The 19,667-nt window shown below is 65.7% G+C and carries 20 protein-coding genes; 6 read left to right on the forward strand and 14 right to left on the reverse strand.

All coding sequences use genetic code 11. The features are described 5' to 3' along the window. Nucleotides 1-163: 163 nt before the first annotated feature. Entirely contained in the window at nucleotides 164-970 is an 807-nt protein-coding gene (locus tag ACSQ23_RS15705) for a GNAT family N-acetyltransferase (RefSeq protein ID WP_082528251.1), read from the reverse strand. Continuing rightward, nucleotides 888-1,457: a GNAT family N-acetyltransferase gene (locus ACSQ23_RS15710; protein ID WP_436091153.1), complete on the reverse strand. Its 570-nt coding sequence runs from the start codon at nucleotides 1,455-1,457 to the stop codon at nucleotides 888-890. The genes ACSQ23_RS15705 and ACSQ23_RS15710 overlap by 83 nt, the downstream gene beginning before the upstream one ends. 80 nt (nucleotides 1,458-1,537) lie before the next feature. Between ACSQ23_RS15710 and ACSQ23_RS15715 the strand changes: the two genes are divergently transcribed. From ACSQ23_RS15715 to ACSQ23_RS15725, 3 genes are read left to right on the forward strand one after another with little or no spacing between them, the layout of a single operon-like run. Next, nucleotides 1,538-1,984, forward strand: a complete 447-nt coding sequence (locus ACSQ23_RS15715; protein ID WP_056000318.1) for a GFA family protein — start codon at nucleotides 1,538-1,540, stop codon at nucleotides 1,982-1,984. Next, complete coding sequence (locus tag ACSQ23_RS15720) at nucleotides 1,981-2,310, forward strand: TfoX/Sxy family protein (protein ID WP_436091154.1); 330 nt, start codon at nucleotides 1,981-1,983, stop codon at nucleotides 2,308-2,310. Before ACSQ23_RS15715 ends, ACSQ23_RS15720 begins: the two co-directional genes overlap by 4 nt. 15 nt (nucleotides 2,311-2,325) lie before the next feature. Continuing rightward, a complete protein-coding gene (locus ACSQ23_RS15725) occupies nucleotides 2,326-2,670 on the forward strand; it encodes a TfoX/Sxy family protein (protein WP_436091155.1) in 345 nt (114 codons plus the stop codon). Between the two features lie 28 nt (nucleotides 2,671-2,698). Here the strand turns inward: ACSQ23_RS15725 and ACSQ23_RS15730 are convergent, their stop codons facing one another. The 8 genes from ACSQ23_RS15730 to ACSQ23_RS15765 all read right to left on the reverse strand — a co-directional run bounded on the left by ACSQ23_RS15730 (nucleotide 2,699) and on the right by ACSQ23_RS15765 (nucleotide 13,389). Beyond that, on the reverse strand, nucleotides 2,699-4,363 hold the full coding sequence (locus tag ACSQ23_RS15730; protein ID WP_056000326.1) for a hydantoinase B/oxoprolinase family protein: 1,665 nt from the start codon (nucleotides 4,361-4,363) through the stop codon (nucleotides 2,699-2,701). 6 nt (nucleotides 4,364-4,369) lie between these two features. Continuing rightward, the gene (locus ACSQ23_RS15735; protein ID WP_056000333.1) at nucleotides 4,370-6,439 is read right to left on the reverse strand and encodes a hydantoinase/oxoprolinase family protein; all 2,070 of its coding nucleotides are present in this window, start codon (nucleotides 6,437-6,439) and stop codon (nucleotides 4,370-4,372) included. 68 nt (nucleotides 6,440-6,507) lie between these two features. After that, on the reverse strand, nucleotides 6,508-7,482 hold the full coding sequence (locus ACSQ23_RS15740) for an ABC transporter permease (protein ID WP_055882228.1): 975 nt from the start codon (nucleotides 7,480-7,482) through the stop codon (nucleotides 6,508-6,510). After that, nucleotides 7,482-9,017 carry a sugar ABC transporter ATP-binding protein gene (locus tag ACSQ23_RS15745; protein WP_056000336.1) on the reverse strand — a complete coding sequence of 512 codons (1,536 nt, stop codon included), beginning with the start codon at nucleotides 9,015-9,017 and terminating at the stop codon, nucleotides 7,482-7,484. Before ACSQ23_RS15745 ends, ACSQ23_RS15740 begins: the two co-directional genes overlap by 1 nt. 73 nt (nucleotides 9,018-9,090) lie before the next feature. Then, a complete protein-coding gene (locus ACSQ23_RS15750; RefSeq protein WP_056000338.1) occupies nucleotides 9,091-10,080 on the reverse strand; it encodes a sugar ABC transporter substrate-binding protein in 990 nt (329 codons plus the stop codon). A gap of 97 nt (nucleotides 10,081-10,177) precedes the next feature. After that, the gene (locus ACSQ23_RS15755; protein ID WP_056000341.1) at nucleotides 10,178-10,717 is read right to left on the reverse strand and encodes a GAF domain-containing protein; all 540 of its coding nucleotides are present in this window, start codon (nucleotides 10,715-10,717) and stop codon (nucleotides 10,178-10,180) included. Beyond that, nucleotides 10,714-11,946, reverse strand: a complete 1,233-nt coding sequence (locus ACSQ23_RS15760; RefSeq protein WP_436091156.1) for an amidohydrolase family protein — start codon at nucleotides 11,944-11,946, stop codon at nucleotides 10,714-10,716. Before ACSQ23_RS15760 ends, ACSQ23_RS15755 begins: the two co-directional genes overlap by 4 nt. Nucleotides 11,947-12,120: 174 nt before the next feature. Then, the gene (locus ACSQ23_RS15765) at nucleotides 12,121-13,389 is read right to left on the reverse strand and encodes an ArgE/DapE family deacylase (protein WP_436091157.1); all 1,269 of its coding nucleotides are present in this window, start codon (nucleotides 13,387-13,389) and stop codon (nucleotides 12,121-12,123) included. A 153-nt stretch (nucleotides 13,390-13,542) separates the two neighbouring features. Between ACSQ23_RS15765 and ACSQ23_RS15770 the strand changes: the two genes are divergently transcribed. Then, nucleotides 13,543-14,481 carry a dihydrodipicolinate synthase family protein gene (locus ACSQ23_RS15770; protein WP_056000352.1) on the forward strand — a complete coding sequence of 313 codons (939 nt, stop codon included), beginning with the start codon at nucleotides 13,543-13,545 and terminating at the stop codon, nucleotides 14,479-14,481. Nucleotides 14,482-14,591: 110 nt separating this feature from the next. On the opposite strand, the gene ACSQ23_RS15775 is transcribed toward ACSQ23_RS15770, so the two are convergent. From ACSQ23_RS15775 to ACSQ23_RS15790, 4 genes are all read right to left on the reverse strand, one after another. Further along, nucleotides 14,592-15,323: a GntR family transcriptional regulator gene (locus ACSQ23_RS15775; protein WP_055882248.1), complete on the reverse strand. Its 732-nt coding sequence runs from the start codon at nucleotides 15,321-15,323 to the stop codon at nucleotides 14,592-14,594. A 351-nt stretch (nucleotides 15,324-15,674) separates the two neighbouring features. Further along, nucleotides 15,675-16,946, reverse strand: a complete 1,272-nt coding sequence (fabF, locus tag ACSQ23_RS15780; protein WP_436091158.1) for a beta-ketoacyl-ACP synthase II — start codon at nucleotides 16,944-16,946, stop codon at nucleotides 15,675-15,677. Between the two features lie 63 nt (nucleotides 16,947-17,009). Continuing rightward, the gene (locus ACSQ23_RS15785; RefSeq protein WP_162247960.1) at nucleotides 17,010-17,402 is read right to left on the reverse strand and encodes a MarR family winged helix-turn-helix transcriptional regulator; all 393 of its coding nucleotides are present in this window, start codon (nucleotides 17,400-17,402) and stop codon (nucleotides 17,010-17,012) included. A gap of 139 nt (nucleotides 17,403-17,541) precedes the next feature. After that, nucleotides 17,542-17,730 carry a hypothetical protein gene (locus ACSQ23_RS15790; RefSeq protein WP_436091159.1) on the reverse strand — a complete coding sequence of 63 codons (189 nt, stop codon included), beginning with the start codon at nucleotides 17,728-17,730 and terminating at the stop codon, nucleotides 17,542-17,544. A gap of 157 nt (nucleotides 17,731-17,887) precedes the next feature. Between ACSQ23_RS15790 and ACSQ23_RS15795 the strand changes: the two genes are divergently transcribed. Together ACSQ23_RS15795 and ACSQ23_RS15800 are read left to right on the forward strand one after the other, a co-directional pair. Then, nucleotides 17,888-19,102: an NADP-dependent isocitrate dehydrogenase gene (locus tag ACSQ23_RS15795; RefSeq protein WP_055882258.1), complete on the forward strand. Its 1,215-nt coding sequence runs from the start codon at nucleotides 17,888-17,890 to the stop codon at nucleotides 19,100-19,102. Between the two features lie 106 nt (nucleotides 19,103-19,208). Continuing rightward, entirely contained in the window at nucleotides 19,209-19,610 is a 402-nt protein-coding gene (locus ACSQ23_RS15800) for a DUF6855 family protein (RefSeq protein WP_436091160.1), read from the forward strand. The last annotated feature ends 57 nt before the right edge of the window (nucleotides 19,611-19,667 follow it).

A 19,667-nucleotide genomic window follows, 5' to 3' on the forward strand; every position in this document is an offset into this window, starting at 1 on the left:
GAACGCCTGACCCCTCAATCAGCATTCTGCCGAAACGCGATGCCTCAGCAGCAACAAGTAGACCACGCGGCCTGGCAGGCGTCAGGCAGTTTGCATGCCAGCCATGCGGTTTTACCAAGTCGACGCTCAGCCGCCCTGGCTCTAGCATAACGCGCGCGTGAAATCAGGCCACCATGTGGTGGCTCAGTTCCTTCACCTTGCTGCCGCGCAGCCATTCGCGATCGAGAATGGCGAAATGCAGCTCCTCGTCCCATTCGCCCTGGAACAGCGCATGCTCGCGGAAATGCGCCTCGAGCCGCATGCCGATATCCTTTAGCAGCTTGGCCGAAGCCTGGTTCCGCCCCGAGCACCGGGCATAGATCCGGTGCAGCCCGAGCTCGTTGAAGCCGAGATCCAGCATGGCGCGGACCGATTCCCGCGCATAGCCCTGCCGCCGCTGGGCGGGGCTTAGAATGAAGCGCAACTCGGCCTGCCCCGCCGTTGCGTCGGTCCAGCGCAACGAAATCTGCCCGATCAGCATATCGTCGGCCTTGCGCACCACTGCCAGGGTCAGCGCATCGCCCGGCCGGGTCAGCCGGTGCTGCGCACACATCGCATCGAGGGCGGCTTTCACCTCCACCCGGTCGCGCGCTTTCCAGTCGAGGTAACGTTGCACCTCGGGCAAGGCATGGTACGCCATGACGGCGTCCAGGTCTGATTTGTGGAAGTTCCTGAGAGTAAGTCTCTCTGTCTCAATCGGAAAGTCAGGCATCGCCATCTCCGCTCCTCCCCTCATGGTGCTGCTTACTCCAGCAACGCGACGGGTTGATGGCGGTTCCGCCTTAGTCGTTGAAATATCTTGCCAAATCCACTCGGTCGAGCGGGAATAGCCAAGTCCTTGGCAGGACTTAGCGCTCGGCGCGGTCGTGCCATTCGCCTTCGAGCAGGGCGTAGACGAACTCCTCGTCCCAGGCGCCCTTGAACAGCGCATGCTCGCGGAAATGCGCTTCCCGCCGCATGCCCAGCCGCTCCATCACTTTCCACGATCCGGCGTTGCGGGCGTCGCAGCGCGCGTAGATCCGATGCATCCCGGCGCCCTCGAATCCCATCTGCAGCAGCATGCGGGCCGCCTCGGTGGCATAGCCTCGCCCATGGAACTCGGGGTGGAAAATGTAGCCGATCTCGGCCTGCCGCGCCGGCCCGTCGCGCAGGATCAGCGACACCTCGCCGATGACTCGCGGCGACGCCTTGAGCTCGGCCGCGAGGAAGACCTTGTCTCCCTCGTTGGTGATCTCGTACTGCCCGATCCGCTGCTGCACCACTTCGGTGACGCTCTCGTGACTCATCGGGCCGTCGAACAGATACTGCGCCACATCCTCGCGCTGCCGGTACGCGAACACCGCGTCGACATCGCCGCGCGTGAACGGGCGCAGCCGCAGCCGCTCGGTTTCGATCGGATAGTGAGGCGCGTAGACCATGGCGTTCGTCTAAAGCCAGCGCCATCGGCGATCAAGCAGACGACTTGCGGATGGCAAATCCTCGGTGTCAGCATGCGCGCATGACCGCGAACGCCAAACCCGAGATCGAGCTCCGCGCCAACTGCGCCTGCGGCGAGGTTACGCTGTCGGTAGCGGGCCGCATCCGTTCGATGTTCATGTGCTCATGCGAGGATTGCCAGCGCGCCACCGGCACCGGGCATTCCACCGTCGCCCTGGCCCGCCCCGCCGACGTCACCGTCACCGGCCCTACCGCCAGCTTCGCCCGGCCGGCCCATTCCGGCGCCACGCTGACCCGCTGGTTCTGCCCCGCCTGCGGCACGCCGCTTTACGCCCAGTCGAGCCGCGCCCCAGACCTCTTGATGCTGCCGGTCGGCCTCTTCGGTTCCAGCGCCGATTGGTTCGCACCCAACCAGCTGATCTTCGCCCGCAGCCATCACGAGTGGGACGCCCTGCCCGATGGCCTCCCGCAGCACGACACCTACCGCGATCCGGAGACACCCCGATGAGCAGCGCCTCCGACACCATGGGCGACCGCCTTCGGCCGCTGCTGCCCGCCGGCCTCATCGAAAAGAAGATGTTCGGCGGCCTCGGCTTCATGCTCGGTGGCAACATGGCCATCGGCACCACCGCCAAGGGCGAGCTGCTGGTCCGCATCGATCCCGGAAAGCAGGCCGAGGCGCTCGCCATGCCCGGTGCCTACCAGATGCACATGGGCGGCCGCCCGATGACCGGCTTCATCGCGGTAGCGGCCGGCGGCACGCCCGACGACGCAGCGCTCAGCCGCTGGATCGCCTACGCCCTCAGCTATGCCAAAACCCTTCCCCCAAAATAGGCCCCTGCCCCCGAAATGAAGTCCGCTTCCACCACCATGACGCACCTCGCCGAGCGCATCCGCGACATCCTCGACGGCGACCCGCGCATCACCGAAAAGACCATGTTCGGCGGGCTCACCTTCCTGCTCAACGGCCACATCCTGGTCGGCTGCAAGAAAGATGGGCGCATCCTGCTCAGCGTCGGCAAGGACAATAACGAGGCCGCCCTTGCTCGCCCCGGCGCCACCCAGATGATCCACGGCGACAAGGCGATGCGCGGCTTCATCTGGGTCGATGCCGAAGCGATCGAGGAAGACGACCACCTGCGCGACTGGGTCGAAACCGCCGAGCGCTGGGTCGCCGCCATGCCACCGAAATAGAGAGCCGCCGCGGGCCCCTTCAGAAGGTTCAGCCCCCGAGCTTGCCCTCAGTGCCGTAGACCTCCAGCGCACGTTCTCGCGTCAGATAGCCATCGCGGATATCGCGGGCGATCGCGTCGTTGCTGCGATCCCTGGGATCGCCATAGCCGCCACCATTGGCGGTGACGATGCGGATCACGTCGCCGGTGTTCACCACCACGTTCGTTGCGAACGCATAGCGCTCACTGCGTCCATCGGTGCGGCGCAACTCGACATAGTTGAGCGAGCCGTCGAGGCCGCCGGCGACGCCCCATGGGGGTATGGTGGAGCGGGTATAGCCGAGCGACAGGAAGTTGTTGTCGCCACGCACCCGGTAATGCACCTCGATGCCCTTGCCGCCACGCCACTGCCCCTCGCCGCCAGGCTCGGCATTGAGCGCCACCTGGTCGACGAACATGCCATAGCGGGCTTCGGCGATCTCGGCCGGGCAGTTAAAGGTTTCGCCGTGGAAGCCGGAGAACTGTCCCGAATTGCCGTCATTGCCGTCCCAGCCGCCCCAGCCACCCACCTGTGGCTCGACGATGGTGTAATGGCGGCCGGTATCGGGGTGCTTGCCGCCCATCACGGTGCCGCAGATCGAGGCGAAGTTGCCGGCCGGCACGATGCCGCCGAAATGGTGCGCCAGCGCCCTGAGCGTCATGTCGAACAAGCGGATCTCGACCTCGGAATAGTAGCCGAGCGCGCCCGGTTCGACGACGTGGAAGATGGTGCCGGGCTCGGTGATCACCTCGAGCGGACGGAAGCAGCCGCCATTGCCCGGGCCGTCCGGATCGGTGAAATCCTTGAAGGCCAGCTGCAGGGCGATCTCGGAGCCCTCGCGTGAGGAGTTCTTGGAGCCCGATTGCTTGGGGTTACCGCGCAGGTCGACGGTGAACTTTTCCGGCGTGATGACGAGGCGAACATTATGCACCGCGCCGTCGTCCTGGGTTTCCGAATAGTCGTAGGTGCCGGCCGGCATCTGCCCGAGCGCCGCCAGCGCCCGGCGCTCGCCCAGGTCCATGTAGTCAGCCACAGCGGCGAGGTAGGTATCGGCGCCGTATTTGGCGAGCAGTTCCTGCACGCGGCGCTCACCGATGCGCAGCCCCGCAATGCCGGCCCACAGGTCGCCCTTGAGGAAATCGGGCAGCCGGGTGTTGACGTAGAGGATGTCGAACACCGCCTGGTTCGCGACGCCCTGGTCGAACAGCTTGACCGCCGGGATGCGCACGCCTTCCTGAAAAATCTCGGTGGCGTCGGCCGACATCGAACCGGGGACGTTCCCGCCCACATCGTTCCAGTGTGCGATGTTGGCGACCCAGGCGACGATCCGGTCGCCTGAAAACACCGGCGAGGTCAGCACCATGTCGTTGAGATGCGTTACGCCGCCGTAATAGGGGTCGTTGGAAGCATAGAGGTCGCCCGGCCGGACGCTCTCCAGCGGAAACTTCTTGAGGATGCCTTTGACCGCCTTGTCGAGCACGCCGATGAAGGCCGGGATGCCGGCGCCGGCCGCGGCGATATCGCCGACTGGATCGAGGATCGACGACGAGAGGTCGAGCACTTCGTAGATGATGGCCGACATCGACGCCTTGCGCTGCGCCACGAACATTTCGTCGGCGATCGCTTCGAGGGCGTTCTGGATGATGTCGAAGGTGACGGGGTCGTGCTTGCTCATGTCGCTTCAGCCCTCAATCGCGATGTGGATGTTGCCGTAGTCGTCGATGCTGACACGGTTGCCCGGCTGGATGACCACCGTGGTGCCCGGATCCTCGATCACCGCCGGGCCGGCAAAGCTCATGCCGGGCTCAAGCCTCGTGCCGTCGTAAATGGTGGCCTCATGGACGCCGTCGGTCGCGTAGTCGACGTCGCGGCGGCCCTTGATCGCGGCCTCGAGGCTGGCGCCGGTCCGCTCCAGTCTGGTGATCTCGAGCTTGCCGACCTCCGAGGCCGCCACCAGGTGCAGCCCGATGATCTCGACGCCGGCGTCGAGCCGATAGGTGTATTCGCGCTCATAGGCATCGTGGAAGTTGGCGATCAGCTCGGCCATGGAGACCGGGCTCGGCTCGCCGGCCGGCAGCGGCACTTCGACGGCGAACTCCTGGTTCTGGTAGCGCACGCGGACGAGACCGGTGATGCTCACCTTGTCGGCCGGCACGTTGCCGCGCGCGAAATCCGCGATGGCACGTTCGCGGGTGCGGCTCAGCAGGCCAGACAGGCTCTGGTGGTCGTCAGCATCCATCAGTTGGGTCACGAAATAATCGCGCCTGAGGTCCGACATCAGCATGCCCCAGGCCGAGAACACCGAAGCGCCACGCGGCACCACGACCTTCTTGACGCCCAGTTCCTTGCCAAGCTCGGCGCCATGCATCGGACCGCCACCGCCAAACACCACCATGGTGAAATCGCGCGGATCGTACCCGCGGTTGACCGACACCAGCTTCAGCGCGTTGACCATGTTCGAATTGGCGATGCGCACGATGCCGCGCGCCACCTCGATATTGCTCATCTTGAGCTTGCCGCCGAGCTCGGCCAGCGCGCCGTTCAGCGCCTCCATGTCGGCGACGACGTTGCCGCCGACGAAGTAGTCCTTGTTGATGCGGCCGAGCGCCAGGTTGGCGTCGGTGGTGGTGGCGTTCACGCCGCCGCGGCCATAGGCGGCCGGGCCCGGCACCGCGCCGGCCGAGCGGGGGCCGACATGCAGCTTGTCGAACTCGTCGACCCAGGCGATGGAGCCGCCGCCATTGCCGATCTCGACCAGGTCGACCACCGGCACCATGATCGGGTAGCCGGCCGACTTGCGGTCGCGCTCGATCCAGTAGTCGGTCTTGATGGTGACATGGCCGCCCTTGATCAGCGAGCATTTGGCGGTGGTGCCGCCGATATCGAGCGCCAGCACGTCAGGCTCGCCGATAATGCGGCCGAGCTCGGCCGCACCCCAGAAGCCCGAGGCCGGGCCGGATTCGACCATGGTGATCGGTGTCTGCTTGATCGAGTCCACGGTATCAACGCCGCAGTTGGACTGCATGACATAGAGCCCGCCGGCATAGCCCTGGTCGCGAAGGCCCGTTTCCAGCCGCTCGAGATAGCGTTGCGCCGCCGGCTGCACATAGGCCGACAGGATCGTCGTCGAGGTGCGCTCGTATTCACGCCATTCGCGGGTGATCTGGTGCGAGGCGACGGCGATCACCTCCGGCCACAGCCGGCGCAGCTCGGCCAGCGCCGCCTCTTCATGTGACGGATTGGCATAGGCGTGGATAAAGCAGATGGCGACGGCCGTAACGCCATCGGCCTTGAAGTCGGCAACGATCGGCGCGAGGTCTGCCAGGTCGAGCGGTACCTGCTCGTTGCCATGGAAATCGATGCGGCCGGCGAGCTCCCGGCGCAGGTAACGCGCGACGAAGGGTTCGGGCTTCTTGTACTTGAGGTTGAAGAAATCCGGGCGGTTGCCGCGGCCGATTTCCAGGACGTCGCGGAACCCTCTCGTGGTGATCAGGCCAACCTTGGCGCCTTTGCGCTCGGTCAGCGAGTTGATCACCACGGTGGTGCCATGAGCGAGGAAATCGAGGCTATCGAGCGCGACGCCCGCCTTGGCCAGCACATCGAGCACGCCCTTCTCGAACTCGGGCGGAGTCGTATCCGACTTTTCGGTGCGCACGCTCTGCGCGCCAGTGCGCGTGTCGGTTTCGAAATACACGAGGTCAGTGAACGTGCCGCCGACATCGGTGGCCACGCGGGTAATCTTGTCGGACATATCTCAGTCTCTCGTTTGCGCGCCGCGGTCGGGGGCCGACGGCGCAGTATCCTGGGGGTGGCGCACGCTCATCGCTTGTTGCCGGTCGCGGCGAGCGCGACGGCGAGCACGATGATCACACCGGTGGTCAGGTCCTTGAAGAACGGGTTCACGTTGAGGATGTTGAAGCCGTTGCCGATCAGCGCCATCAGCAGCACGCCGGCCATCGAGCGCCAGATGGCGCCGGCGCCGCCCATGATCGAGGTGCCGCCCAGGATCACCGCTGCGATCGCCTCGAACTCGTAGCCGGTGCCGGCCTGCGGCTCGCCCATGGAGAGGCGCGACACGGTGATCACTCCGGCCAGGCCCGCTGCGCCACCGGAAACCGCGAAGGTGATGATCTTGACCAGGTTGGTGCGGATGCCCGAAAGCAGCGCCGCTTCCTCGTTGCCGCCCACCGCGAAGATGGCGCGGCCCAGCGTCGTGCGGTTGAGCATGAACATCATCAGCGCCATGAACGCCAGCATCACCAGCACGGCGACATTGACCAGGTCGAGCTTGGCGCGGCCGAGCCAGGCAAATTCCTCGACCCGCACCGGGATCAGCTTGCCGTTGGTGATGAGGATGGCCATGCCGCGATAGACGAGGCTGGTTGCCAGCGTCACGAGAAACGAGTGGACGTTGAAGGCGGTGATGATGATGCCGTTGATCGAGCCCAGCAGGAGCCCGATCAGCGGCGCCGCGATGATGGCCACCAGCGGGTCGACATTGACGGCGAGATACGCCGCACTCACTGAGGCGACGCCGAAAATGGCGCCGGTGGAGAGATCGAACCCGCCGCCGATGATCACCAGGGTGAGCGCGCAGGCGATGATGAACAGCGGCGTCGACTGGTTGAGGATGTTGAACAGGTTCCGCGGCGTCAGGAACGACGGCGACAGCATGGTGAGAGCGAGCAGCATCACCGCGATGATGATGAGCACACCATACTGGCGCACGAAGTCGCCGATATCGAAGCGCCGGCGCACGGCGCTGGGTGTCTTGGTGAGGGTGGTGTCGGCCATCAGCTGGCAGCCTCCTGGCGATTGCGTTGGCTGTTCTGTTCGAGAAAGACGCGGGTCAGCGCCGCCTCCACCGTCAGCGCGGCGGCGGGCTCCTCGGCGAAGATCCGACCTTCGCTGAGCAGGTAGCAGCGATGGGAGAGGTTGATGACTTCCTCGAGCTCGGATGAAATCAGCAGCACGCCGACACCCTGCCTCGCCATCTCGACGATGAAATCGTGAATGCGCCGCCGCGCGCCGATATCGACGCCACGCGAGGGCTCGTCGAGGATCAGCAGCTTGGGCTTGGCAACCGCCCATTTGGACAACAGCACTTTCTGCTGGTTGCCGCCCGAATAGCGGGCCACCCGGCCGTCGATCGCGCCCGGCACGATGCCGAAATGACCGATCATCTCGCGCGTCTGCCTGATCTCGGCGCCGCGGTCGAGGATGCCGAAGCGGCTGATCCGGCCGAGCGTGCCAAGGCTTATGTTGAAGCGGGTTGGCTGCGTCAGCACCAGGCCTTGTTTGCGCCGGTCCTCCGGCACCAGCGCCACACCGGCGGCGATGGCGTCGTGGACCGTGAAGCGGCCGCGCACCGGCGCGCCCTCGATCAGATACTCGCCGCCGGTGATCCGATCGGCGCCGAATAGGGCGCGCGCCACCTCGGTGCGGCCCGAGCCGACCAGGCCGACCAGCCCGACGATCTCGCCCGGGCGGATAACGAGGGAAACATCGGAGAGCCCCGTGCCGGTGCTGACCCCGCGCAGCTCGGCTATCGGCGGCAGCGTTTCGGCCGGGGCGGCGGGCAGCGCCGGCCAGAGGATTTCGGCCGCCTGCCCGAGCATGGAATCGACCAGCGTCTGTTTGGTCTCGCCCGTCATCGGCGAGGTACGCACCACCTTGCCGTCGCGCATGATGGTGACGTTGTCGCAATTGGCCAGGATGTGGTCGAGGAAGTGGCTGACATAGATCACAGTCTTGCCCTGCCCCTTCAGCCGCCGGATCACCTCATGCAGGCGGTCGGCCTCGTCCTCCGTCAGCGACGAAGTCGGCTCGTCCATGATGATGACCTGCGCATCGCGGGCGATGGCGCGCATGATCTCGACCTTCTGGCGCTCGGCGATGCGTAGCGTCGCCACCTTGGCGAGCGGATCGATGCCGAAATCGCAGGCCTTCTCCAACGCGGCGAAACGGGCGGTGTCGCCGCCGACGAGGATGCCGGCGCGCTGGCTCTCGCGGCCGAGAAACACGTTCTGCACCACGTTGAGCTCGGGCGCGAGCTGCAGCTCCTGGTGGATCATTGCGACGCCAAGACCCAACGCGTCGCGCGGCGAAAAGCGCGCCACCCGGGCGCCCAGGATTTCAACCTCCCCCTCGTCCGGCATGTAATAGCCACCGATGATCTTGCCGAGGCTCGATTTGCCGGCGCCATTCTCGCCGACCAGCGCGTGCACGGTGCCCGCGGCGATCTCGACGTCGATGCCCTCGAGGATGCGCGTCCCGCCAAAGCTCTTGGCGACTCCGCGCACCCGAACGGCGATGCTTGGCGTGGTCATGGGCGTCTCCAGAACGGCTCGATGCAGGTGGCCGGGGACGCTTGGGCCCCCGGCACGAATGTGGCCGTGGCGATCAGCCCTCCCACTCGGCCTTGAAGTCGGGGTTGGCGTCGAGCCATTCCTTGGTGACGATCAGCGGGTTGGTGGCCTTGGTGGCCGGGTCGATCCAGTTCTCGACCGTCTCGCCCTTCTTGGCCCGGATCAGCGCATCGGCGGCGTAGAACCCCTCCGAGTACGGGTAACCGGAAAGCGTCGCGTCAAACACGCCAGCCTTGATCTTGTCGACGGTGATCTGGTTGAGGCCGCCGCCGATCAGGTAGATCGGCTCGATCGGGATGCCGGCATCGGCAAGCGCGATCTCGACACCCAGAAGGTGCTGGTCGGCGTTCGAGAGCACTACGTCGATCTTGGGGTTCGCCTGGATGATGTCCTGGAACGCAGTCAGCGACGCATCAGGGCTGTAGCTGCCTTCGCCGGTGGCGACGACTTTGATGTTGGCGTGCTGGCTCAGCACGGTCTCGAAGCTCTTGTAGCGCAGGTTGTCGAACGGAAACTGCAACTGGCCGATCATGATCACCACGTTGCAGGGATCCTTGTCGGCGCAGAACTTCACCACTTCCTCGGCCTGGGCCGTGGCGCCGTCCACCGGGTTGGAGGCAACCGTGGTGGTGAGGCCGGCGACCTGCGGGGTCATCACCGTCAGTTCCGGGCCGACCGGGAACAGCGTCGAGGCGACGAGCAGGCCTTCCTTGGTCGCTTCTTCGAGCGCGGTGGCGATGCCAACCGTATCGTTGGGAGCGATGATGATGCCGTCGAAGCGACCGCCGGCGATGATGTCTTCCACCTGCTTGTACTGGGTGGCGGCATTGAACTCGCCGTCGAAGATTTCGACCTCGACGCCGCCGGCCTTCTCTGCGGCAGCCTTCACGCCCTGCCAGGTCGCATCATTGTAGCCGTTCTGGCTCGATGCGGCGAGGAAGGCCAGGCGGATCGGCTCCTGGGCCATGGCGGTGGCGGGGATGAGGCACGTGGCCAGCAATGCCGCGGCGATGAGTTTATGCATGCGTTCTCTCCTGTCGGGACGGCTGTCCCGCTCCTGTTGCGTTCCCTTGGGCCCGTGATGACCGGACCACGTAATGCGCCGCCTGCGAGGCAGCGAGTTATCCTTCCATTGCCGCCACCGCGGTGTCGGTTCCGTGGAAGTTGGCGCCTTCCGACCCAGCAAGGTCGAGCAAAAGAAAGGCGAGTGTCGCCACCGGTTGCCAGGCAAGCGCCAGCGCCACCCGGTCGGTGGTGAAATGTCCCTGGCGGTGCAGGAGGTTGATGGTGCCGATCACGCGGCCATCGGCGATCGCCGGCAGGTTCATGTTGGATTCGAACCCCAGCTGCTGGATTTTCTGCCAGTCGAAGAACACCGTGGCGATCTCCTCGATGCTGGTCGAGGAGAACGGGCGGCGGCCTTCGATCACCGTCTCGAAGTAGCGGTTGCGGTCGAGCCGCTTGAAATTGCCCGTCGGGTAGGCTGCCGCATCGTCGGTCCACACCCGGCGTGAGCGCATCTGCTTGAGATCGTAGACCGAAGCGGTGGTGAGGAGTGAGCCGGCCGCCTGGTGGATACCCGCCCGGGCATAGGCGAACACCGCCTCGGCGGCGTGCTCGCCGGCTGCCAATCTGAAGGCATGCGCGAGGTCAGGCGTCATGCGCGCCTCCGGTCATGCGCCACCACGCCGTCCTTGACCACCAGCTTCAGGTGCTCGGCCGGACGCCCCAGCGCCGCGATGTCGGTGAACGGGTCGACGTCGAAGGCCACCAGGTTGGCGCGCGCCCCGGCCGCCATGGTGCCGATCTCGCCCTCCATGCGGCAAAGCCGTGCGCCGGCGTCCCACATGCCGCTGAGGATTTCCTTCGGCGTCAGCACCTCGGCGAGCAGCGAAAACTCGAGCCCGCCATATTTGCGCAACTGGCCCAACAGGTCCGTGCCGAAGGCCATGGGCAGGCCTGCCCTGCGCATGATGCCGAGCGAGTTTCGGCCGCCATCGCGTACCACGTCCAGCTTCAGTTGCTCAGCCTCGCCGAGGCCGAGCTGCGCCCCCTCGAGCTTGAGGCCCTCGTAGGCCGCCAATGTCGGGATGGCGATGCAGCCCGCTTCAGCCGCCATTGCCGCCGTCTCGGCGCCGATCAGGTTGCAGTGCTCGAGCGACTTGACGCCCAGCTTCACACAGCGGCGGATCGAGGCATCGGAATAGACATGTGCCGACACATAGGTATTGGCGTTGCCAGCCTCCTCGACCATCGCCCGGATCTCGTCGTCCGAATACTGCAGGCCGTCGATCGGATCGTTCGGCGAGGAGACACCGCCATTGGCCATCACCTTGATGAAGCGGGCACCTTCCTTGATCATCTTGCGGCAGGCGCGGCGCACCTCGTCGACGCCGTCGACCAGCACGCCCATGTTGCCGACGCGCCAGCCCAGGGTGTCGGGGCGGCTGTCGGTGCGCTGACGCAGGTCCGTATGCCCGCCGGTCATCGACAGCCCTTTGCCGCAGATGACCAGGTCCGGCCCGGCAATCAGCCCTTCGTTGACGCCGCGCACGAGCCCGTAGTCGGCGCCGCCGAGATCCCGCACCGTGGTGAATCCGTCGGCCAGCAGTTCTTCCATCACCTTGACGGCGCGCACCGCTGCAAGGCTGTCGGGCGCGATGGCATTGGCCCATAGGTCGAGCGACCAGGCCACGACATGGAAATGGCAGTCGATGAAGCCCGGCATCAGCGTCAGGCCGCCGAGGTCGATCACCTCGTCTCCGGGCAACGCCGTTGCACCGACGCCGATGATCCTGCCGTCACGCACCGACACAGTGGTCGACGGGCTCAGCGTCTGCCTGTCGAGGTCGACCAGACGGGCGTTGGTGAAGCTCAGCGCAGCGCTCATCGGCCAGCCACCGCCAGGTCACGCGGGGCGGCGTCGCGCCGTCGATGGGGCATCTGGTTCTGCTCGGTGAGGCGCATTGAGGTCCTGCTTGCGACGCTTTCATGTCAGTATGAGCGAATATTTAGTTTGTCGACAAGATGGATTCTAAGCCGGATCCTGCCCAAACTTTGGCGGTCATGCTGCCTTCAGGCCGCACCATCTGGCTACGAAACGGGCAATCACCTCGGTGGTTGTCTGCAAGCTGGCGAGTTCGACCGCCTCCGACGGTGCGTGCATGCCGCGGGCGTTGCCGCCGTAGCAAAGCGCCGGGATGCCGTAATAGAGGTCGTAGAACCGGGTATCGCTGGTGGCCGTCATGCTGAGCGGCTCGAGCTCCCGGCCGAGCAGTTCGGCGTGGATATCGGCCAGCAGCGCCTCGGCCTCGGTGCCCGGAGCAAAGACGTGGCCATCTGCCTGGAAGCCGATCCAGCTCAGCGCCGGCATCTCGGCTTCTAGCGCGGCGGCGCAACGGCGAACGGCCTCGCTGACACGCTCGCGCACATCGGCGAGGCTATGCCCCGGCAGCACCGACAGCCGGCACTCGAGTTCGCACCATGACGGGACCGAGCCCAGCCAGTCCCCGCCCCGGATCTTGCCGGGGTTGAACTTCACCGGGTCGGCAATTGCGCCGAAATATGGGTGCGTCACCGCCTCGGCATTGATCTCGGCCGTCAGGCCCTTGAGCGCCTCGATATAGGCCATGGCCGCGAGAATGGCGTGCGAACCGGTGGATACGCCTGCGTACACATGGCCCGGCCGGCCAAGGATGCGCAGCCGGAACCACACCGAGCCCAGTTCGGCGCGGATGATCTGGTGCCCCATGCTTTCAGGGATGAACGCCGCATCCGCGCGATAGCCCCGCGCCAGCGTCGAAAGCGCGCCATTGCCGGTGCACTCCTCTTCGCTCACCGTCTCGATATGCACGCGTGAGCCCGGCACATAGCCGAGCCGGCGCAGCGCATCGAGGGCGAAGACCATGGCCGAGACACCTGCCTTCATGTCGCCGGTGCCGCGGCCATGCATCCAGCCATCTCGCACTTCGGGCCTGAACGGATCCCGCGACCAAAGCTCGGTCGCCCCGACCGGCACCACGTCAATATGCCCCATCAGGATCAGGCTTCGCCCGACCGGCGCTTCGACCCGGTGCGTCGCCACCACCTGCACGGCTTTGGAGTAATCGGCGTCAACCACCGGCGAGTACCCCGGCAGGCCGGCGATCTCCACCTCGTCGATCGTGTACCTGTCGACCGCCCAGCCGCGCGCCGCGAATTCGCCGGCCAGCCAATCCTGGCACGGGGCCTCGTTACCGCGCGTGCTGTCGAACGAGGCGAGCTTGGCCAGCCATTCGGTCTGCCGGCCAAACCCTTCTGCCACCGCCGCGTGGAGCGCTGTCGGATCGATCATCGTGCCACTCCTCAGCTCCAATCGGCACCCCGCGTGCGAGACTGGATTTCCCCTGTCGACAAACTGTCGGCTGAACCCTATAGGGAGATCACAACGAAGCGCAATATGCTTTGATGAGCCGCTTGATCGCCTTTAGCCGCTGGAGCAGACCCCATGGAAAAGAGCCCGTTCACCGGGTGCATTCCCGCCCTGATGACCCCGTGCCGCGCCGACCGGACGCCGGATTTCGATGCGCTGGTGCGCAAGGCGAACGAGCTGATCGGGCTCGGCATGTCGGGCGTCGTCTATTGCGGATCGATGGGCGATTGGCCGCTGCTTACCGACGCTGAGCGCATGGAAGGCGTCGAGCGGCTGGTCAAGGCCGGCATCCCGGTGATCGTCGGCACCGGCGCGGTCAACACCAAGGCGGCTGCCGCCCATGCCGCTCATGCACAGCAGGTGGGCGCCGCAGGCCTGATGCTGATCCCGCGCGTCCTCTCCCGCGGCTCGTCGGCCGCTGCGCAGCACGCGCATTTCAAGGCCCTGCTCTCGGCCGCGCCGGACCTGCCGGCGGTGATCTACAACAGCCCCTACTATGGCTTTGCCACCCGCGCCGACCTGTTCTTCGCGCTGCGCGCCGAGCATAAGAACCTGGTGGGCTTCAAAGAATTCGGCGGCGAGGCTGACCTCTCCTACGCCGCCGAGCACATCACCTCAGCCGACCCGAACCTGACGCTGATGGTGGGCGTCGATACCGCCGTTTATCACGGCTTCATCCAGTGCGGCGCCGCCGGCGCCATCACCGGCATCGGCAACTGCCTGCCGCGCGAAGTGCTGCACCTTGTGGATTTGTGCATCAAAGGCCAGCAGGGGGACCCCGTGGCGCGCCGCCGCGCCAGGGAACTCGAAGAGGCGCTGATCACCCTCTCCACCTGGGACGCCGGTCCGGACCTGGTGCTGTTCTTCAAATACCTGCTCGCGCTCAACGGCGAGAAGGAATACGAGCTTCACTTCAACCAATCCGATGCCCTGAGCCCGGCGCAGCGGCGCTTCGCCGAACAGTCGCTCCAGCGCTTCCGCACCTGGTACTCCGCCTGGTCCGAGGCGGCGTAAGCTGAACGCCCTGGTAGGGGCACCGAACACGCAGTCGGCGGTCCTCCCCCGATGGGAGGGGGCGGCCGAGCCATCGTGCCCTCCAGCCCCCCGGGCCCTGCGGCCCCCGCTTACCGCTCCTGTAGCGCCAGGTCGATGCGGCTGGTGGTGTCGCGCGCCACATAGGCCTGGATCTGTCGCACGATCTGGGCAGCATGTGTCGCAGCCAGCGCGTCGGCGCGGTCTGCGTCGCGCGCCTCGATGGCGGCAACCATGTCGGCGTGCTCATCGACATACTGGCGCGGCAGGTCGTCGTCGAACGAGTAATAGAAGACCCGCATCACCCGCCGCCCTTCGTCGAGCAGCCGGGCGAACAACTGCGTGAAATAGACATTGCCCCCCGCCTCGGCCACCGCGACATGGAAATCGCGGTTGATCGCGATCATCCCCAACGCATCGCGGCGCCGCACGGCATCGGCGTAAGCCGCCTCGAAGGCCCGGATGCGCACCAGGTGCTCAGGGCGCCGATGTACCGCTGCGGCGCGCGTGGTGACGCGATACATCAACGTCAATGCCTCGAAATAGACCGGCAGGTTGATGAAATCGATCGGCGCGACAATGGTGTTGCGGTTCGGCAGGGTCGTCAGCAGTCCCTCCGCCGCCAGCCGCACCATGGCCTCGCGGATCGGGGTGCGCGACAGATCGAACTCTTCCGCCAGCCGCATCTCATCAAGCGGACTGCCCGGTGGCAGGCTGAGGTCGAGGATCGATTGCCGCAGCTTCTCGTAGACCTTCTGCACGCCATGGCCGCGCTTGCGAACCGGCGTACTCGTCTCTGCAGTCGGCCGCGGCTTCTTCGCCATTCCCAAACCTCGATTCCACCAAACCGTCGGGACAGGCTTCATAGATAAAGTATCACCGGATTGCCAGACGGCGCGCCGCCTTGATTACTTCCCCCGAGCGTTGCTACCGCAATATGCAGTTGCCGGCAGGCTCGGACCTTCGGGATTGCTCCTTGGACCGAGCCTGACGTTGCATGCCTTGTTTTGTGGCCTCGATGATTCCGGCTATCGGTATCTGCGCTGCATTGGCCCGCACGCGCACAGGCGACGTCTCACCGGCCGGGCGCGCCAGCGTTCCTGCCGCGCCGCAGTGCAATCGTGTGTGGCCGGGCCCGGGACGAGGGCAAGATCGTCGCCGAGCCGCGTCAGCGACTAGATCGCAGAAAACACCAGCGTGGCGTTCACTCCGCCGAAGCCGAAGGCGTTCGACAGCGCGTGACGCACGGTCTTTTGCTGCGCCACCTTCGGCACCAGGTTGAATTGCTCGCCCACATCCGGATTCTCGAGGTTGCGCGTCGGCGGCACGATGCCGTTGCGGATCGCGAGGATCGAGAACAGCGCCTCGATGGCGCCCGCTGCGCCCATCAGGTGCCCGGTCGCCGACTTGGTCGAAGAGATTGCGAGGTCCTTGCCGCGGTTGGCGAACACCGCGCCGATCCCGGCGAGCTCGGCCGCATCGCCGACCTGCGTCGAGGTCGAGTGGGCGTTGATGTAGTCGATCTCGCCCGGCGACAGTCCGGCCATCCGCAAAGCGCCGCGCATCGCTGCCTGCGCTCCGGCGCCGCCCGGCTCGCCGGCGGTCAGGTGATAGGCATCGGCCGACGTCCCGTAACCGGAAAGTATCGCGAGCGGCGTCGCGCCTCGGGCCTTGGCGTGGCTCAGCCGCTCGATCACCAGCACTGCGGCGCCCTCGGCCAGCACAAACCCGTCGCGCCTGCGGTCGAAGGGCCGCGAGGCGCCCTCGGGGTCGTCGTTGAACGCCGTCGCCAGCGCTCGCGCCGCGCCGAACCCGCCGACCGAAATCGGGTCGACCGAGCCCTCGGCCCCGCCGACAACAGCCACGTCCGCTTCGCCCGTAAGGATCAGCCGCATGCCGTCGCCGATCGCCTGGCCCGAGGCCGCGCAGGCCGTCACCGGCGCGCCGATCGGCCCCTTGAAGCCGTAGCGGATGGAAATCCAGCCGGCCGCGAGGTTGGCGAGAAAGCTCGGCACGGTGAACGGCGACAGCCGCCGCGGCCCTTTCTCGATGATCGTCTCCACCGCATGCGCCATTACCGGCGAGCCGCCGACCCCGGTGCCGATCACCGTGGCGGTACGGGCCTTTTCGTCCTCGGTCTGAGGCGCCCAGCCGGACTGGGCGATCGCCTCCTGCGCGGCGACCAGCCCATACTGGATGAACAGGTCCATCTTCTTGATGTCTTTGGGGTCGATCGCTACCAGCGGATCGAATCCCTCAGGGTCCGTTTCGGTCGTCGGCACCAGGCCGGCCACCTTGGCCGTATAGTTGGTCACGTCGAAGCGGGTGTTCCGGACAATGCCGCTCTTGCCGGCGATGAGCCGTGACCACACGGTTTCGACGCCGGTGCCCAGCGGGCTGACCACGCCCATGCCGGTGACGACGATCGGATCGGACTGAGTTGCCATCGGAATTCTTCCTTATGTGTAGTTACACGGGTCGGCTCGAGGTCAGCAGGCTGCCGCATCGCTTCAGATGGTGGCGAGCCGCTGCAGTTTCATCAGGGTATCTTCAAAGCCGTCGGCGCCGAGCTCGGCGCGGATCTCAGCCTGCGCCTTGCGCCACAGCGGCAGCAACTCGTTGACCAGGTCGCGTCCCCTCGGGGTGAGCGAACAGATCCGGCCATTGCCATGCTCGGCCGGGCGCGACGCGATCAGCCCCATCTTCTCCAGCCGATCGAGGTTCCGCGTCAGCGTCGTCCGCTCGAAGCCGCGCTGTTCGGCCAGCTCGCTGACGTTCCGCTCGCCGGAGGCGACGATCAGCCCCAGCACCGAGTACTGCGTCGAGGTGATGCCGAACGGCCGCGTATAGGCATCATAGCGCCGCGTAATCGCCCGCGCCGCCATCCGCGTATTCGAAACCATGCACCGGCTGAAATCATCCATGCGCCGACAAATAGTGTGTAGTTACACGGTGTCAAGTGAGGCGGCGCTCGCTGGAGTGGGTGGGACGACGAAAGGGAGCGGCGTTTGTGCACTTGCTGGTCCGGCAACCAGCCCGGCGTCAGCGCGCCGGTTGCTGCTCTCTCGATTGGTCCGACCCGTCGGCGGGCCGGTTGTCGTCGGGCAGGACATCGTCGTCGGTTTCGAACAGCGGTTCCGGCGGTGCCTTGCTCGGCCCCAGTGGTCCGCGGTCGGTCTTGTCGATGTCGAGATTTGGCACGTGTGGCGGGATGATCGTCGGGATGCTCATAGTGTCCTCGGACCTGGCGCGCGATGCGGTGACAATGCCGGCAGCGCCACGACGGTTGCGTGACGCCCAACGAGGCTGCGCTCCGACGCTTTCGCTCGGCCGATTTCATGCTATTAGCCCCGGCATCAGATTTTCCGCGCCGCTGAGGAGCTTACGCATGGCCAAGATCAAAGTTGCCAACCCTGTCGTCGATCTCGACGGCGATGAGATGACCCGCATCATCTGGCAGGCGATCAAGGACAAGCTGATCCTTCCCTATCTCGATCTCGATATCGAATACTACGACCTCTCGGTCGAGAACCGCGACGCCACCAACGACCAGGTGACGGTCGACGCCGCCAACGCCATCAAGAAGCACGGCGTCGGCATCAAGTGCGCCACCATCACCCCCGATGAGCAGCGCGTCGAAGAGTTCAAGCTCAAGAAGATGTGGAAGTCGCCCAACGGCACGATCCGCAACATCCTGGGCGGCGTGATTTTCCGCGAGCCGATCATCTGCTCGAACGTGCCGCGCCTCGTACCGGGCTGGACCCAGCCGATCATCGTCGGCCGCCATGCCTTCGGCGACCAGTACCGCGCTACCGATTTCCGCTTCCCGGGCAAGGGCACGCTGACCATCAAGTTCGCCGGCGAAGACGGCCAGGTTATCGAGCACGAAGTCTACCAGGCGCCGGGCGCCGGCGTGGCGCTCGCCATGTACAACCTCGACGAGTCGATCCGCGATTTCGCCCACGCCTCGTTCAACTACGCCATCAACCGCAAGGTGCCGTGCTACCTCTCCACCAAGAACACCATCCTCAAGGCCTATGACGGCCGCTTCAAGGATATCTTCCAGGAGATCTTCGAGGAGCACTACAAGCAGAAGTTCGACGAGCTGAAGATCTGGTACGAGCACCGGCTGATCGACGACATGGTCGCCTCGGCGCTGAAGTGGTCCGGCGGCTACGTCTGGGCCTGCAAGAACTATGACGGCGACGTGCAGTCCGACATCGTCGCCCAGGGCTTTGGCTCGCTCGGCCTGATGACCTCGGTGCTGATGACCCCCGATGGCAAGATCGTCGAGGCCGAAGCGGCGCACGGCACCGTCACCCGTCACTACCGCCAGCACCAGCAGGGCAAGGAGACCTCGACCAACTCCATCGCCTCGATCTTCGCCTGGACGCGTGGCCTGCAGCACCGCGCCAAGCTCGACAACAACGCCGAACTGGCGAAGTTCGCCCTGACCCTCGAGAAGGTCTGTGTCGAGACCGTCGAAGCCGGCCAGATGACCAAGGACCTCGCCTTGCTCGTCGGCCCGGACCAGAAGTGGCTCTCGACCCTTGGCTTCCTCGACGCCATCGACGCCAACCTGAAGAAGGCCATGGCTGCCTGACGTCCAACCCGATAGCAGGCGGCGACTGCATCGCCGCCTGCGCCCTCTCTGGTGCCTCCGTCATCTGGCCGGTCTATAGTTCGCCCCACCAGATGAGGAGCGAACGATGGCGGCAGGTACCAGAGACGATCCGTGGTTGCTCAAGACCCCGCCGGGCAGCAGCGACATCACGCTTTACCGCGCTCCCGATGCCTCGCCGCCGGCCCTTATCTGCGTCGCCGGCGGCACCGAGTTACGCTACCACCTCAGGGCCATCGAAGACCTGCACCAGATGCTGAAGCAGCACGGCGACTGGATGGAACTCGGCAATGCCGATGAGCAGAAGGACGCCAAGCCTGGTACGGTCGAAGCCTGGGCCCGCTCTCCCGACAACCCGGTAGGTGGGTGGTATGGCATCCGGAAGGGATTTCGCGGCCGCTTCGCCAACTACGTGACGCCGGTGCTCGAGGTGCTGGGTCTCGTCGCGCTTGAGCACGGGCCGCGCAACAACCGGGTCCGTGCTCTCTAGCAGTTTCCGTCTCGACCCACCCCAAGGACGCTTGAACGGCGCGCGTCAAAGCTCCTA

This window comes from Devosia sp. LjRoot16 (assembly GCF_964252795.1).
Lineage (GTDB): Bacteria > Pseudomonadota > Alphaproteobacteria > Rhizobiales > Devosiaceae > Devosia_A.